The sequence below is a fragment of the Paraburkholderia graminis C4D1M genome (assembly GCF_000172415.1).
GTDB classification, from domain to species: domain Bacteria; phylum Pseudomonadota; class Gammaproteobacteria; order Burkholderiales; family Burkholderiaceae; genus Paraburkholderia; species Paraburkholderia graminis.
Genome location: NZ_ABLD01000006.1, coordinates 318,610 through 331,767 on the forward strand (window position 1 = coordinate 318,610; position 13,158 = coordinate 331,767).

11 protein-coding genes are annotated in these 13,158 nt (G+C 60.3%); 4 read left to right on the forward strand and 7 right to left on the reverse strand.

Annotated features, from left to right (window positions below):
* The first annotated feature begins 27 nt into the window (after positions 1 to 27).
* Complete coding sequence (locus BGRAMDRAFT_RS13695) at positions 28 to 1,266, forward strand: phosphatidylserine decarboxylase family protein (RefSeq protein WP_006049350.1); 1,239 nt, start codon at positions 28 to 30, stop codon at positions 1,264 to 1,266.
* A gap of 104 nt (positions 1,267 to 1,370) precedes the next feature.
* On the opposite strand, the gene BGRAMDRAFT_RS13700 is transcribed toward BGRAMDRAFT_RS13695, so the two are convergent.
* The gene (locus BGRAMDRAFT_RS13700; protein WP_006049351.1) at positions 1,371 to 2,246 is read right to left on the reverse strand and encodes a manganese catalase family protein; all 876 of its coding nucleotides are present in this window, start codon (positions 2,244 to 2,246) and stop codon (positions 1,371 to 1,373) included.
* 170 nt (positions 2,247 to 2,416) lie between these two features.
* On the opposite strand from BGRAMDRAFT_RS13700, the gene BGRAMDRAFT_RS13705 reads away from it, so the two are divergent.
* The gene (locus BGRAMDRAFT_RS13705; RefSeq protein ID WP_006049352.1) at positions 2,417 to 2,917 is read left to right on the forward strand and encodes a YciE/YciF ferroxidase family protein; all 501 of its coding nucleotides are present in this window, start codon (positions 2,417 to 2,419) and stop codon (positions 2,915 to 2,917) included.
* A 111-nt stretch (positions 2,918 to 3,028) separates the two neighbouring features.
* On the opposite strand, the gene BGRAMDRAFT_RS13710 is transcribed toward BGRAMDRAFT_RS13705, so the two are convergent.
* From BGRAMDRAFT_RS13710 to BGRAMDRAFT_RS13725, 4 genes are all read right to left on the reverse strand, one after another.
* On the reverse strand, positions 3,029 to 3,541 hold the full coding sequence (locus BGRAMDRAFT_RS13710) for a hemerythrin domain-containing protein (RefSeq protein WP_006049353.1): 513 nt from the start codon (positions 3,539 to 3,541) through the stop codon (positions 3,029 to 3,031).
* A gap of 94 nt (positions 3,542 to 3,635) precedes the next feature.
* A complete protein-coding gene (locus tag BGRAMDRAFT_RS13715; protein ID WP_006049354.1) occupies positions 3,636 to 4,178 on the reverse strand; it encodes a hypothetical protein in 543 nt (180 codons plus the stop codon).
* Between the two features lie 51 nt (positions 4,179 to 4,229).
* Complete coding sequence (locus BGRAMDRAFT_RS13720; protein ID WP_006049355.1) at positions 4,230 to 4,457, reverse strand: hypothetical protein; 228 nt, start codon at positions 4,455 to 4,457, stop codon at positions 4,230 to 4,232.
* A 73-nt stretch (positions 4,458 to 4,530) separates the two neighbouring features.
* The gene (locus BGRAMDRAFT_RS13725; RefSeq protein ID WP_044021019.1) at positions 4,531 to 4,938 is read right to left on the reverse strand and encodes an NUDIX hydrolase; all 408 of its coding nucleotides are present in this window, start codon (positions 4,936 to 4,938) and stop codon (positions 4,531 to 4,533) included.
* Positions 4,939 to 5,102: 164 nt separating this feature from the next.
* Between BGRAMDRAFT_RS13725 and BGRAMDRAFT_RS13730 the strand changes: the two genes are divergently transcribed.
* Positions 5,103 to 7,784, forward strand: coding sequence for a glucose/quinate/shikimate family membrane-bound PQQ-dependent dehydrogenase (locus tag BGRAMDRAFT_RS13730; RefSeq protein WP_006049356.1), 2,682 nt, complete (start codon positions 5,103 to 5,105; stop codon positions 7,782 to 7,784).
* 298 nt (positions 7,785 to 8,082) lie between these two features.
* Here the strand turns inward: BGRAMDRAFT_RS13730 and cydB are convergent, their stop codons facing one another.
* Both cydB and BGRAMDRAFT_RS13740 read right to left on the reverse strand, forming a co-directional pair.
* Positions 8,083 to 9,099, reverse strand: a complete 1,017-nt coding sequence (gene cydB / locus BGRAMDRAFT_RS13735; protein WP_006049357.1) for a cytochrome d ubiquinol oxidase subunit II — start codon at positions 9,097 to 9,099, stop codon at positions 8,083 to 8,085.
* On the reverse strand, positions 9,080 to 10,531 hold the full coding sequence (locus tag BGRAMDRAFT_RS13740; RefSeq protein WP_006049358.1) for a cytochrome ubiquinol oxidase subunit I: 1,452 nt from the start codon (positions 10,529 to 10,531) through the stop codon (positions 9,080 to 9,082). Before BGRAMDRAFT_RS13740 ends, cydB begins: the two co-directional genes overlap by 20 nt.
* Before the next feature lie 278 nt (positions 10,532 to 10,809).
* On the opposite strand from BGRAMDRAFT_RS13740, the gene BGRAMDRAFT_RS13745 reads away from it, so the two are divergent.
* Entirely contained in the window at positions 10,810 to 13,116 is a 2,307-nt protein-coding gene (locus BGRAMDRAFT_RS13745; protein WP_006049359.1) for an FdhF/YdeP family oxidoreductase, read from the forward strand.
* Positions 13,117 to 13,158: the final 42 nt, after the last annotated feature.

Genomic DNA, 13,158 nt, shown 5'->3' on the forward strand with positions numbered 1-13,158 from the left:
CGTTTAACGCAATAGGGAAGGGTAAGCATGACAGACAAGGAAGCGGACGAACGGCGCCGGCTCGGTGGGTGGCTGCCGAGCAACGAAGAGCAACTCGCGCAATACCGCACCGACCTGGCGGAAAAAGCTCGCGCCCGTGCGGCGCATGCGCCGCGCACGGCAGCGGTCGAACAGCTCGCCGCGCTCCTCGACGGCGATCCGGTTCTTCGCATGGATATGACGCGGGCTATCAATCAGGCGCGCGATAAGGGCTATGTACTCGGCTATTCGTCGATAGAAGAGTTGATGGTCATCATCGACTATCTGATGACTTATGCGCCGCCGTTCAGCGAAAAGAGCCTGATCCACTGCCCGTTGAATGCGGTACTCGATTGGCCGATGTGCATGCCTTCCGGTTATGCGCTGTTTCGCGACCCCGCGTTCAATCAGCAGATCAAGCATGTGCTTGATTGCTGGTGCGGATTCCTGAGCGGACCGCATTCGCGCGAGCATCTGAATACGTCGCCCCCGAACGGATGGTTCTCGCCCGAGGCCGACGAGAAGATCAACCTTTCGCAGTTCGTGTGTGATCCGGACAAGCCGTATTGGGGCTTCTCTTCATGGAACGACTTTTTCACGCGCCGCTTTCGCGAGGGCGAGCGGCCAGTGGATCAGCCGGATAACGACAAGATCATTGTCAGTCCCTGCGAGGCGGCTCCGTATAACATCCAGAGAGACGTGAAACTGACCGACAGTTTCTGGATCAAGGCGCAGCCTTATTCACTGCTGGACATCTTTTCGGCCGGCCAGCGGGAGCTTGCGCAGCGCTTTGTCGGCGGTTCCATTTACCAGTGCTTTCTCAGTGCATTCGATTACCACCGCTGGCATGCGCCGATCGCGGGCGTCATTAAAAAGGCTTATGCGCTGGACGGCACCTATTACTCGGACGCCGATGCGGAAGGCCGCGATCCCGGCGGTCTTAACGACTCGCAGGGGTACATTACCGCGCTGGCGGCACGGGCAATCATCGTGATCGAAAGCGACGATCCGGCCATTGGCCAGGTGGGCTGCGTATTCGTCGGTATGGCCGATGTGTCGTCGTGCATCATCGAAGCACTGCCGGGTCAGCGGGTTTCAAAGGGCGACGAAATAGGCTTTTTCCAGTACGGCGGTTCGACGTGCTGCCTCGTATTCGAGCGGGATGTGATCAGCAGTTTCGTTCCGCAGCCGCCATTCGACAACGCATCGTCAATCAAGGTGAAAACGCACGTTGCGACGGCGCGCTAGCGAAACGAAGCGTTGGTTCGGTAGTGACGTTCAAATGCCGCGAAGCGCGACTCGCTCCGCGGCATTTTCTTTTACAAGCGACTTCTCAAATAGCGGATCGGAACTCAACCCGGTTGCTTACCCGATCCAAGATCCGCTCCCGTCACCGGATCGGTTGCAGTGTCCGAAGCGGTTCGCGAAGCCAGCGCGCCGAGTACTTCGACGTCCGCTTGCGTCACGTTCACCGACGGCAAACCGTCGCCGCCGTCCACCGCCGGTTGGGGCGCTTCCACGAACTCCCATTCCGGCCCTTCGTTCCATGGACCGCGTGCGTCGCCTTCGCCCGAGGACATGTTGTAGTACACGTTTGTAAATTCTGGAACGCCCGGCAGCTTGCCCTGCGGGAAGTTCGGCTGGATAGAATGCAGCGCTTTTTCGAACGACTTCTGGTGAGCGATTTCGCGCGTCATCAGAAAGCCGAGTGCGTCCTTGATGCCCGGATCGTCCGTGATATTCAGCAGCCGCTCATAGACGATCTTCGCGCGCGCTTCCGCGGCGATGTTCGAGCGCAGATCGGCGGTCGGCTCGCCGATCGTGTCGATATACGCGGCCGTCCACGGCACGCCCGCGGAGTTCGTCAGCGGAGGCCCGCCGCCGTACAGCAGCGCGGTCGTGTGCGAGTCGTTGCCCCCGCCCGTCAGCGAACGATACAACTCCGCTTCCTGCTCGACGCCTTCGGCCAGTTGGCCTTTCGCACCCTTGTTCAACATGGCGACGATCGAGCCGATAACTTCGAGGTGGCTCAACTCTTCCGTGGCGATGTCGAACAGCAAATCCTTGCGGCCCGGATCGTCTTCAGCGACGGCCTGGGTGAAGTACCGGCACGCGGCTGCCAACTCGCCCTGGGGCCCGCCGAATTGCTCGAGCATCAGGTTGGCGAGGCCCGGATTAGGGGCGGCGACACGCACGGTGTATTGAAGTCGCTTGTTGTGAACGAACATTGGCTTCTCCGTTGAGTATGGTTGGGAAACGTTGGACTGCACGCTTGCCTGCGCATGCGCCGTACCTGGTGCGAATGCGACGCGCTACGCTCAATCACATGCCCGTCCGCTTCGCCAGGCACACCCGTTGCGCGATGCAGGGCTCCTAACCACTACCTTGGGAGTTGCATATGACACAGCGAAAGACTGTCGATGATCTGTTCGTTCACATGCTGTCGGATATCTACAGCGCCGAGAAGCAATTGACCAAAGCACTGGCGAAGCTCTCGCGCGCTGCGTCCGATCCGCAATTGAGCGAGGCATTCAAGGTTCACCTGGAGGAAACGCAGGGACAGGTGGAAAGAATCGACAAGGTTGTAGAAAGTTGTGGCGTGAAGTTGAAAAGAATGAAGTGCGTCGCGATGGAAGGGCTGATCGAAGAAGGCCAGGAACTCATCGACGAAATCGAAAGAGGACCGGTGCTCGACGCGGGTCTCGTCGCGGCCGCGCAGAAGGTGGAGCACTACGAAATCGCGTCGTACGGCAGTCTCTGCGCGATCGGCAAGCAGTTGGGCTTTACCGAGGCGGTTAATCTGCTGAAGGAAACGTTGGAAGAAGAAAAAGCTACGGATCTGAAGCTCACCGAATTCGCGGAGCGCGCCGGCAACGAGAAGGCGAAGCAGCAGAAGTAAGCAGCGGTAAGCAGCGCGGTTGCCGTCGAATGACGAGCGAAATCCCGCCGTTTCAGGGCGGGATTTTTTATGGCAATACGCGGCGACGCACCGCGCGGCGCAGAACGTGTATCAGGTTTTATCGCCCACAGCGCGGCTTCCCACCTGGTCGAGTTTGCCTTGCAACTCGGTTTTGCGCTTCACGATCTTCTGGCCGAGCCCCTTGACGTCGAGATTGGCCTTGCGCAATTCGGGGAATAGCTCGTTCTCTTCTTCCTCGACGTGATGTTGCACCATTTCGCTCATCACCTTGAAAGTCGCGTCGAAGCCCTTATCGCCCGCCTTCAGCGTTTCGAATTTGCTGATTAGCGTCTTCACGAGAAAGTGCTCGACGTAGGCTTCCTCGACGTCGACCACATCGCTCGATGGAAGCGCTTTACCCGCGGCGGGATAAAGAAGTTCTTCCTCGATGATGGTGTGAATGGTCAGTTCTTCACACGCGCGTTGGGCGAGGGTGGCTTTCGCTTCGAGATCGTCCTCTTTGGCCTGCTTGAATGCGGTGAAAAGCTTTTCGACCGCGCGATGGTCCGCGATCAGTAATTCCAGTGCGTCGTCGGTGTTGGGGGTTGGTTGTTGTTCCGGCATGTCGCTCTCCATGTTGAACGCCGCCGCGTGGCGGAATGTCTGAGCGAAGCATCGCAAGCATTGTGCCCGTTGGCGGGCGGCTCTCTGCCAACAGTCAGCTTTTGCTCTTGCGCGGCGCCGCGGCATTCACGAGCGGATTGAATGCGGCCCTTCCAGCAGGCTTGCGTGCGGACGTGTCGGCGTCTTCGCTCTTCGCGGAGCCGCGTCGCCGGTTAGACGATGTGCCGCGTGTACCGCGCGTACCGCGTGTACCGCCGGATAATTGCCTCGCGAGTTCGGCGCTGTCTTCGTCGTCTTCTTCTGCCGGCTCTTCTTCCTCGACTTCTTCTTTGACTTTGCTCGCTGCACGGCTTGTCTTTTTCGTTTTCGGCGCGCCCGCAATATGCTCGATGATGGACATGAACGACTTGCGCGCCGCCCGCAGCGATTCGCCCGGCAGCATGGTCAGAGCGACGACTTCGTGAAGCGAGCGTCCATCCACCGAGCGCTCTGTCGGCTCGGTGTCCCAGTCGGGATTCGCCGTGGCGAACGACGCGATAAGCCGTTCGAGGACGGCGGGCGACAGTACGCCGCCGTCATACAGACTGATGATCGCGCGCTCGGCGAGAGCGAATGGTGTGGCGGAAGCTTTGGGCACCGGTCTCGCCTCCTGGCCGATAGCGCGCGCGAGTTCAGTGGTTTGGGTTCTTTAAACAGCCTGTCGCGCTTCGCTGCCTTTCAGCTCGCCGTGACGATGCGCATGAGTGGCCGCGTATTTGAGTTCGAAGTGGGCGCCTTTGCCGCTGCGTGTCGGCGGAAAATGTTCTCCCTCTACGCAGGTCACTTCGAATGTTCCCTTGCCGTCGTCATGAACGACTGCATAGATGCCGGACGTCTTGACGATTTCGCCGGGCTTGAACGAGTTATCTCCTGCCATTTGAAACTCCGTGAGTGAATAGGCGACAAGCTTTGCGATGCAACGCTTGTGCCACGCGCGTCAAATGCGGCGCTCAGAAAACACGCAACGGGCTCGACCTTCGCGCGGGGCCCACAGGACTGCCTTCGCCGAGCAGTACCTGAACGATTCCGCGCGTCGATACGCTGACCCATGCGGAATGGATGTCTTTCGCGCGAACCCAGCGGCACCGGCTGATCTCTCGGCCCGGAACAGGCTCGATGTCATCGGGAATACGCGCGGCGAATACATAGTGGCGAGTGCGCGCGCCCCAGAATTCGAAGATGTAGTGAAGCGCGAGATCGGTCAATTGCGTTTCTTCCAGAAGTTCGCGAATGGCCGCTGCCGCGACGGATTCGCCAGGCTTGCATCGGCCGCCGGGCAGCGCCCATCTTCCATTCGATCTCGCGACGAGGAGGATGCTATTGGCGCGTAGACAGAGTATGGTGGCTCGCTGCTTCATCGGATATCGGGCAAGAAAGGGCGACCTTACAAAGCATGCACTATGCCTTCCCGGCAAGCGTCCGGGAACCACAAATGCTACTCGCAGGGCAGCGTCTTCCGAGCCTGCATGGGTGGGCTATTGTTGCAATTCAATTTGAATCATTGTCTGTAGAGGTGGCGAACATGTCGAAGCCGCATCGGTTTCCCCCCGCGCTCGCGGTCCCTGGTATCGTATTTATCATTATCGGTTTGGCGTTAGCCGCGGGCGGAGTCCCGCTGGTTACGCTTGGCGGCTCCTGGTATTACGTCATAACGGGCATTGCGATCGCGCTGACCGGTGTGCTGCTGTTCATTCGCCGGCGGTCGGCGCTCTGGTTGTTCGCGCTCGTTCTATTCGGTTCGACAATTTGGGCGGTCACGGAAGCACGCTTCGATTTCTGGCAATTGCTGCCGCGTTTGTGGGTGTGGCTGGTGCTCGCGTTGTGGCTGCTGTTGCCGCCCGTCGCAGGCAAACTGGTGTTCGGGCCGCCGGCCGCGCATCGCGAGGGCGTGGTGCCGTTGGCTGCCGCCGTGATCGTGACGGTGCTGCTTGGCATCGGCACCGCATTCAATCATCCGTACGATCGCCCCGGCACGCTGGCCTCCACCGCCGCGGCGCCGAGCACGACGCTTGCCGGCGATGCGAACCGGCAGGCCGGCGACTGGACCGACTATGGCGGCTCGCCGTTCGGTCAGCGCTATTCGCCGCTTACGCAGATCACCCCTGAAAATGCGCGGCAATTGAAGGTCGCCTGGCAATTCCAGACCGGCGACAAGCCGGGTCCGGGCGACCCGACTGAAACGACCGATGAAAATACGCCGATCAAGGTAGGCAACAAGTTGTTCCTCTGCACGCCGCACAGTATCGTGATTGCACTCGATCCCGCGTCGGGCAAAGAACTGTGGCGCTACGATCCGCATATCCAGAGTCCCGTCGGTTTCAAGCATTGGGAACATATGACATGCCGCGGCGTGTCGTATCACGACGACGCGATGTATTCGGCGAATGCAACGACCGGGGCCGCGGAAAATGCAGCGGGGGCTTCGGCGCCGGGCGCTGGTGAGAATGTGGCTTCAAGTGTGGCCTCGAATGCGGCTGCGGCTTCGGGCGCGACTGCAAGCGTGACTGCGAATGCATCTTCCGGCGCGGCTGCATCGACGCCTGCGGCCGACGCCGCATCGGCAAGCACCGAATCGCCGAACGCGGCTTCCGCGGCGGCCGAGACTACGCAATCCGCATCGGCTGCGACGACTGCGAGCGATACTGCCGCCGCCACGCAGCAGACAGCCAACGCCAGCACCAACGCTGCAGCCAGCGCCGAATGCCCGCGCCGCATCTTCCTGCCGACCGCCGACGCGCGCCTCATCGCGCTCAATGCGGACACGGGACAACCGTGCACGCACTTCGGCAATAACGGTCAGATCGACCTGCGCACGAACATCGGCCCGTTCACACCGGGCGGTTATTACTCGACATCGCCGCCGGCGGTCACGCGCGATCTCGTGATTATCAGCGGTCACGTCACCGATAACGAATCGACCAACGAACCCTCCGGCGTCACGCGTGCATTCGATGTGCATGACGGCCATCTCGTGTGGAACTGGGACGCCGGCAATCCGGACGCGACGCAGCCCGTTGGCCCCAACCAGACATATGTTCGCAATTCGCCGAATATGTGGTCGGTGTTCAGCGTCGACGAAAAGCTTGGCATGGTCTATCTGCCGCTCGGCAATCAGACGCCGGACCAATGGGGCGGATTGCGCACGCCGGCTTCCGAGAAAGTGGCAGCAGGCGTGGTTGCACTCGACCTCGCAACCGGCAAGATGCGCTGGAATTATCAATTCACGCACCACGATCTGTGGGATATGGACGTCGGCGGCCAACCTTCGCTAATCGATTTGCAGACGGCAGGCGGCGTGCAGCCTGCGCTAATTGCATCGACGAAACAGGGCAGCATTTATGTGCTGAACCGCGAGACCGGCAAGCCTATCGTGCCTATTACAGAAGAACCCGTGCCGCAAGGCGCCGCGTCGGGCGACCACACATCGCCGACGCAGCCGTTCTCCGCACTTAACTTCAAGCCGCCGAAAGTGCGCGAACGCGACATGTGGGGCACTAATCCTTTCGATCAGTTGTGGTGCCGCGTCAAATTCAAATCGCTGCGTTACGACGGCATGTTCACGCCGCCTTCGGAGCAGGGATCGCTCGTATTTCCGGGCAATTTCGGTGTATTCGATTGGGGCGGTGTCGCGGTGGACCCGGTGCGGCAAATACTCATCGCGAATCCGAGTTATATGGCCTTTACTTCGAAGCTGATACCGCGTTCGCAGATTCCGTCGGACAACGGCGAGAAGAAGGGCAGCGAAACGAGCGGCATCAAGCTCGCTCGCGGCACGCCGTATGGATTCGAGATCAACGCATTTCTTTCGCCGCTCGGCATTCCGTGCCAGGCGCCGCCGTGGGGTTATGTCGCGGGCGTCGATCTGCGAACCAACAACATTGTGTGGGAGCACAAGAACGGTACGATCCGCGATAGCGCGCCTTTGCCGATTCCGATGCCGCTCGGCGTGCCGAGTCTCGGCGGCATGGTGACGACCGCCGGCGGCGTCGCATTCCTCTCCGGTACGCTCGACTACTATTTGCGCGCCTATGACGTGCGTAACGGCGAGCGCTTGTGGGAGGCGCGCTTGCCCGCAGGCGGCCAGGCCACGCCGATGACCTACGCGGACAGCAATGGCAAGCAGTATGTACTCGTCACCGCGGGCGGCCACGGCTCGCTCGGCACGAAGCAGGGCGACTATGTGATCGCGTACACGCTGCCGTAATCAAGGGTTTGCATTGAAGACCAGAGCGCCGGCGAATACGAGGAAGAACTCCCTCGTATTCGCCGGCGCAATACGCAGCACGCAGTACGCATTCGCAGCGCGCGACTATCGACAAAAATTTGAAAACGTTACGCGTGGGCGAGCAAACATTTCACCGGGCACAATTGAAGAACCCGTTCCACAAAAGAGTTAATGCGCAGCCGCGCGTAATATAACTTTCAATACGCCTGCTATTAGGCCTACCGTGGCCACGCCCAGCATCCATAAACCGACGAACCATGCGAATCGTCGCCACATGTCAGTGGTATCCCTCGCCGGGGCGCATTTTGCCTTTGAAGACGGAATACGCGTAGACGGTATAGCCGAGAATCAACGGTACGGTAATCGCAGCGCCTACCAGAAGAAATAGCAGGCTCGAGTGCGGCGCAGCGGCATCGCGGAAAGAAATGGCGGGCGGCACAAGATTGGGATAGAGGCTGATGAGAAGTCCCGCATAGCAAAGAATGAAAATGCCATAGGCAAACAGCAAGGGCAGTACATGCCTGCGCGCCGACAGACTGCGCCAGAAGCCGGCCGCGAGAAGAACCAGCAAGATCGGCACTGGCGCCGTGAATGCAATCGCGGGCCAGCGGAACCAGCGTTCGGCGAGCGAGCCTTGCAGCATCGGCGTCCATAGCGTGACCACCACGATTAGCGCGAGTACTGCCACGGCCATGCTGCGCGCGTAGCGCCGGCAGCGTTCATGCAGTGGACCTTCGGTGCGCCAAATGAGCCAGCAAGAACCCAGCAACGCATAGCCGACGATCACCGCGAGTCCGCACAACACGGTGAAGCCCGTGAGCCAGTCCCACCAGCCGCCGGAATACGAAACGCCTTCGACGTGGATGCCCTGAAGCAATCCGCCGAGCACGAGGCCCTGGCATAAAGCAGCCATGACGGAGCCGGAAAAGAAAGCGACGTCCCACCACATGCGCCCCGGGCCTGTCGCGCGAAAACGGAATTCGAAAGCCACGCCGCGAAAGACGAGTGCGAGCAGCATTGCGATGATCGGCGGATAGAGCGCGGGCAGAATGATCGAATAGGCGAGCGGAAAAACAGCAAAGAGTCCGCCGCCGCCGAGCACGAGCCATGTCTCGTTGCCGTCCCATACCGGCGCAATGGAATTGACCATCAGGTCGCGATCGTCCCGATTGCGCTCAACGGCAAACAGAATGCCCACGCCCAGATCGAAGCCGTCGAGCAGCACGTACGCAAGCACGGCAAACGCGAGAATCGCGGCCCATATGAGCGGCAGATCAATCGTGGCGGCTGTCATGGCGTGGGTCCTGTGAAAGAGCGTTATCGCTAGAGGCCGATGCTGGTTGCCGTTGCGCGGGGCCCGGCGTGATGCCCGCGCTGCGATGCGGCTTGTCCTTCGCGGGCCCTTCGGTGGCGAGCGACGGCGGCCTCGCCATGAGCCGCAACAGGAACACCATTGCCGCGCCGAATACGATCAGATAGACCACGCCGAAAGCCGCGAGCGATGTTGCAACGCCGGGCGCGGCGATGGGCGATACGCTGTCGACGGTACGCAAGTGGCCATACACGGTGTAAGGCTGACGGCCGACTTCGGTCACGGTCCAGCCGCACAACAGCGCGATCAGGCCGGAAGGTCCCATCGCGACCATGAGCCGGTGCAGCCAGCGCGCGCGATAAAGCGAATGCCGCGCCCGCAATGCGAGACTCGCAAAGCCGGTCAGCGCCATCAGCACGCCGAGTCCGACCATGATGCGAAAAGTCCAGAAAATAAGAGGTGAAAACGGACGGTCGGCCGGCGCAAACTCCTTCAAACCTTTAATCGAGCCGTTCCATGTATGCGTGAGAATCAGTGCGCCGAGGTGCGGAATCTCGACGGCGTAATCGGTTGTTTCCGTCTTCATGTTTGGCATGCCGAACAATATGAGCGGCTGGCCCGGTTTCGACTCCCAGTCGCCTTCGAGTGCGGCGATCTTCGCGGGTTGATGCTTGAGCGTATTGACGCCGTGCTGGTCGCCAGCGACGATCTGGATCGGCGCGACGATGCACGCCATCCACAACGCCATCGAAGCCATCAGGCGCGCCGGCTCGTTGCTCGAATCGCGCAGCAGGTGCCACGCACCCACCGCGCCCACGATGAATGCCACGCTCAAATACGCGGCAAGCACCATATGCACGAGCCGATAGGGGAACGACGGATTAAAGATGATGCTGAGCCAATCCGCGGGAAAAAAGCGGCCGTCCACCATCGTGAAGCCCTGCGGCGTTTGCATCCATGAATTGACGGCCAGAATCCAGAACGCGCTCATCAACGTGCCGATCGCCACGAGCGCCGTGGCGAGAAAATGCAGTCTGGGTCCGACGCGCTTCATGCCGAACAGCATCACGCCGAGAAAGCCCGATTCGAGAAAGAATGCGGTGAGTACTTCGTAGCCCATCAGCGGGCCCACTATGGGGCCGGCACGATACGCAAAGCCTGCCCAATTGGTGCCGAACTCATACGACATGACGAGGCCCGACACCACACCCACGCCGAACACCACGGCGAAAATCGTCAGCCAGTAGCGGAATACCGCCAGATAGACCGGCTTGCCGGTGACGAGCCACGCACCTTCGAGAACCGCGAGGTAGCTGGCGAGCCCAATCGACATCGCCGGGAAAATGATGTGAAAGGCGATGGTGAAGCCGAATTGCGCGCGGGCGAGAAAGAGAGCGTCAACCGAGGGTGGCATCGCGGAACCTCGAGTAAGGGACGTGAGCGGACATCGACGAACGGGCAATCGCCCGGCAAGCGCTCATGCAGGGTAGCAAATACGTGACCCGATTGCTTGAATGGATGCGGCAGTGCGAACGGGCACGCGGCAGAGCCTTGTAACGCGCCGTGTAACCCGCCTTGTAACCCGCCTTGTAACCCGCCTTGTAACCCTATTGTCAGCAGCAGTGCTCATTGCGCGGCACGGGTACATGCTTTGCTCACCGCCTGTACATTGACGATCGCGCGGAGACGATGATGAAAGAGAGCGATACCACACGAGACTACCCGTATGCATCCGGCGGCTGGGGGTCGTTGAAAGCGGTCACGACCATCCTGGCGCAGGAGCATGTGAGCGTCAAAGACAGCGCAGCGCTGCGCAAGCAGAACAAACCGGACGGCTTCATGTGCGTAAGCTGTTCGTGGGCGAAACCGGCCGACCCGCACGTGTTCGAGTTTTGCGAAAGCGGTGCGAAGGCGACGGCGTGGGACCTCACATCGAAGCGGATGACGCCCGAGTTCTTTCAGCTTCACACCGTAACTGAACTGTTGTCATGGCACGATCATGATCTGGAAGAAGCAGGGCGCCTCACCGCGCCGTTGCGCTACGATCCGGCCACCGACAAGTACGTGCAGGTCGAATGGCAACAGGCATTCGACGAAATTGGCCGCGAGTTGAATCAGCTCGATCCGGACAGCGTGGTCTTTTACGCGTCGGGCCGCGCATCGCTCGAAACCTCATACATGTACCAGCTTTTCGCGCGCATGTATGGGACCAACAATCTGCCGGACAGCTCGAACATGTGTCACGAGAGCACCAGCGTCGGCTTGAAGGAAGCGATCGGCGTAGGCGTCGGCACGATTACGCTCGAGGACTTCGAGAAGACCGATCTGATGTTCTTCTTCGGCCAGAATGTCGGCACCAATAGTCCGCGCATGCTTCACCAGTTACAGGATGCGCGCAAACGCGGCGTACCTATCATCACGTTCAATCCGCTTCGTGAGCCGGGCCTCGTGCGCTTTGCCAATCCGCAATCGCCGGTGCAGATGCTGACGCCCGACAATACGCAGATCAGCACGCAATATCATCAGCTCAAGACGGGCGGCGATACTGCGGCGATTCTCGGCATCTGCAAGGCGGTCATTGCCGCCGACGATCTCGCCATCGAACAGGCGCGGCCGCGCGTCATCGACGTCGACTTCATTCGCGAGCACACAACCGGCTATGAAGCATTCGCGAACTATGCGCGCGAGGCGTCGTGGGCGGACATCGAGAAAGTGAGCGGCTTGCCGCGCGAGGCGATAGAAGCTGCGGCAAACGAATACATGAAAGCCAACGCCGTGATGATTCATTACGGCATGGGACTCACGCAGCACCGACTCGGTGTGCAGAACGTGCGCATGGTATGCAACCTGCTCTTTCTGCGCGGCAATATCGGCAAGCCGGGAGCCGGGCCTTCTCCGGTGCGTGGGCATTCGAACGTGCAGGGGCAGCGCACCGTCGGCATCACGGAGAAACCGGAACTCGCGCCGCTCGACAAACTGGCCAGTCAGTTCTCGTTCGAACCGCCGCGCAAAAAAGGCCTGAATACCGTCGAGGCATTCGAGGCAATGCTTAAAGGCGAGGTTAAAGGCGTGTTCAATCTCGGCGGCAATCTCGTGCGTTCAGTACCCGACCGTTTGCGCATTGAACCCGCATGGCGCGGTTTGCGTCTGAACGTGAACGTTGCGACGAAGCTCAACCGCAGCCATCTCGTGCACGGCGAGATTTCGTACATTCTGCCGTGCCTGAGCCGCATTGAAATCGACCGGCAGGCGAGCGGCGAGCAAGCTGTTTCGATGGAAGACAGCACCGCCTGCATGCATGGCTCGCATGGCGTGGCCGAGCCAGCAAGTGAGAACATTCGCTCGGAGCCGTACATTGTCGCCGGCATCGCAAAAGCGACGCTGGGCACGCGTTTCAACGTCGATTGGGATGCGTGGCGAGACGATTACTCGGTGGTGCGCGACGAAATAGCGAAGACGTACCCGGAGATTTTCCACGATTTCAATCAGCGCATGTGGACGCCCGGCGGATTTCACAAACCTTTGCCGGCCAGCCAGCGGCAATGGAAAACGAAGAGCGGCAAGGCGGAGTTCCTCGTGCCCAAGGCGCTGGGCGAAGACCCCGACATGCCCGAGCGTGAACCGGACGCGCTGCGGCTCATGACGCTGCGCTCCGACAGCCAGTTCAATACGACGATCTACGGTCTCGACGACCGCTTTCGCGGCGTGCAAGGCAGCCGCATGGTTGTGCTGATGAATCCGGACGATATGGCGGCGAGCGGTCTTTCCGAAGGCGACAAGATCGGCTTGCAGACCATCGCCGACGACGGCTTCGACCGGCGCGTAAGCGGTTTTGCCGTGAAGGCGTACGACATTCCGCGCGGCTGTATCGCCGGCTATTACCCCGAGTGCAATCCGCTATTGCCGCTGTGGCATTACGCGGAAGAGAGCAAGGTGCCAGGGGCGAAGTCTATTCCGGTGAGGATTGTGGATAAACCGGGCGCGCAGGCTTCGGCGTGACAAATCAGCCGGGCTTCCTACAGCCCGGCTGATCGTAAGTGC